Origin of the sequence: Streptomyces sp. KR55 (genome assembly GCF_052245645.1) — a bacterium.
GTDB lineage: Bacteria > Actinomycetota > Actinomycetes > Streptomycetales > Streptomycetaceae > Streptomyces > Streptomyces flavusporus.
Window position 1 is genome coordinate 1 of the sequence record NZ_JBQQCE010000850.1, and the last position, 1,946, is coordinate 1,946.

Genomic DNA, 1,946 nt, shown 5'->3' on the forward strand with positions numbered 1-1,946 from the left:
CCGGCCGGGCCGGCCCGCTCCCGCGACGTGGGGGTTGCCGCGTCGAGCGGACCGGCCGACACCCCGATCCTGGAGTGGGGGGTGGACGGCAACAACACGCCGTGGCGCACTTCGTCAGGTGCCGGGCTCCGTCGCCTCGCACGTCGGCACGTTCCGCACCCGGCCGGGCGAGGAGAGCACGGCGACGGCGTGGGCGGCCGAGGCGAGGGTCATGTGCCGGTGCCATCCGTCGAACGAACGGCCCACGTAGTCCTCGATGCCCACGTTCTTGGCGACCTCGAAGTAGTCGTACACGACCCGGTCGAGCAGGGTGAACAGCGTGAGCAGCGAAGCGGGCTGATGGCCCGTCAGGTTCGTGAGCCACAGCTGGGGCGCGTCCTGCTGCCGGCCCTCGGCCAGCCCGATGAGGACAAGGCGTCTGCCGTGTCCGGATCGCAGCCGCCCGCTTCTTCCCGGGGGGAGTTTCACGGCGGCGCTCGCCAGCAGCCCCGACCGCATGCCGGCCCCGCGGCCGTTGTGCCGCCATCGGACGGGCTGTCGGGTGCCGCTGGCCGCCCGGATGACCTCGCAGGCCGGCATGCCCGTCGAGCCCCGGTGGCCGGTCAGCGCCGGGTCGTTGACGACCAGCGGCACGGACGGGTCGACCCGCGCCAGCAGGGGGATATCCTTGCGGCCCAGGCGGTCGAAGAGCCTGGCCGCGTTCAGGGAGCAGGCGTCCAGCACCACCGGCCGCACCGGCATCGCCCACTCCGTCACCATGTCGACGCAGAGTTTCGCGGCCCGGTCGGACAGCGGTCTCCACCTCGGCGCTGTCCGGGATCGAGGCCCGGCTGCGCAGCGACCGGTCGTCGATCCACGCCTGGGGCAGATGGAGCCCCCAGTCCACCGGGCTGCTCCGGCACCCGGAGGCGGCCCACACACCCACCGCCTGCTGGGCGTTGAGCACCCGCCCCTCGGCCGGGACGAACCTGCGGTCCACTCCGACGGAGTGCTGCCCCGCCTTGCGGATCACCGTGCTGTGCACCACCCAGGCCTCCACGGGCAGCCGGGGCACCAGGTACCGGGCCAGCGCCTGGCGTACCGGGGTCCAGTCCCAGGTCGACTCGCTGATGAAGTGATGCAGGCTCTGATCGGTCGCCCGGCCGCCGATCAGGCTCGCGATGTTCCGGATCGACTTGCGGCCGGGCACTTCCAGCAGGCCCCTCACGTACTCGACGCCCTTCTTGCGCTGGTCGGCGCGCGGCAGGGAAACGAAGAGGGACCGGGATATTTGCCGCAGTAAATCATCCGGCGCTTCGGTTTCCGCGAATAATCGATGCGATTTCTCGTTCCCCTTCTCGACAGTAATCAGCGGCAACCAGGATGTATTCACAGATTGACCCCCGCATAGCTGCTCCCGCCGGCTGGAAAATCTGCCCGCGGATGTGTTGAGTGAAACGTTCCAGCGCACCCTTCCATCGCATATGTGCGAACAGGGGCGAACGAAATCTTCTCCGCAATTCACCGGGCGTGCGGCAGTCGTGCCCCTCCCGCCGGGGCCCGTTGTCCCTACGCCTTGGTCGCATCGCCCGATGCCGCAATACCGGACTAAATCGGGCGCAACTTTATCGATGTGTAGATCTGTGCACCACCGTTTGGATCTGCATATGTCACCTACGGGGCTGAGGAGCGACGACGCGACGGTCCCCCCGGAAGGGCTTCAGGGGGCGCCCGGACCAAGGTGACGGACTGGCGCCGGCACTGTTGACGCCGTGGCGCGGTCGCCGATACACCCGGCGGACAACACCACCGACCGCCACAATTCAGCCAACGACGCGCAACGCCATTCCCGTTCCCCGTGCTGCTCGGGCACGCGGCGAAAGTCCCGGATGGCTGTTTCCGGACGCAACGGGGGTCAGGTGGTCAACCGGCGGCCAGCAGATGGTCGGTGGTGACATAGACCGTTT

General features: G+C 69.0%; 1 protein-coding gene and 1 pseudogene. Both read right to left on the reverse strand.

Translation table 11 applies throughout. The features are described from left to right. Positions 1–114: 114 nt before the first annotated feature. Complete coding sequence (locus ACTWQJ_RS50925; protein ID WP_443313123.1) at positions 115–759, reverse strand: hypothetical protein; 645 nt, start codon at positions 757–759, stop codon at positions 115–117. A 61-nt stretch (positions 760–820) separates the two neighbouring features. Beyond that, positions 821–1,504: pseudogene (locus ACTWQJ_RS50930) on the reverse strand (IS701 family transposase); the annotation flags it as partial. Positions 1,505–1,946: the final 442 nt, after the last annotated feature.

Bases quoted from the DNA above. Each gene is read 5' to 3' on its own strand.
- ACTWQJ_RS50925 (WP_443313123.1), bottom strand. From the start codon at position 759: ATGGTGACGGAGTGGGCGATGCCGGTGCGGCCGGTGGTGCTGGACGCC.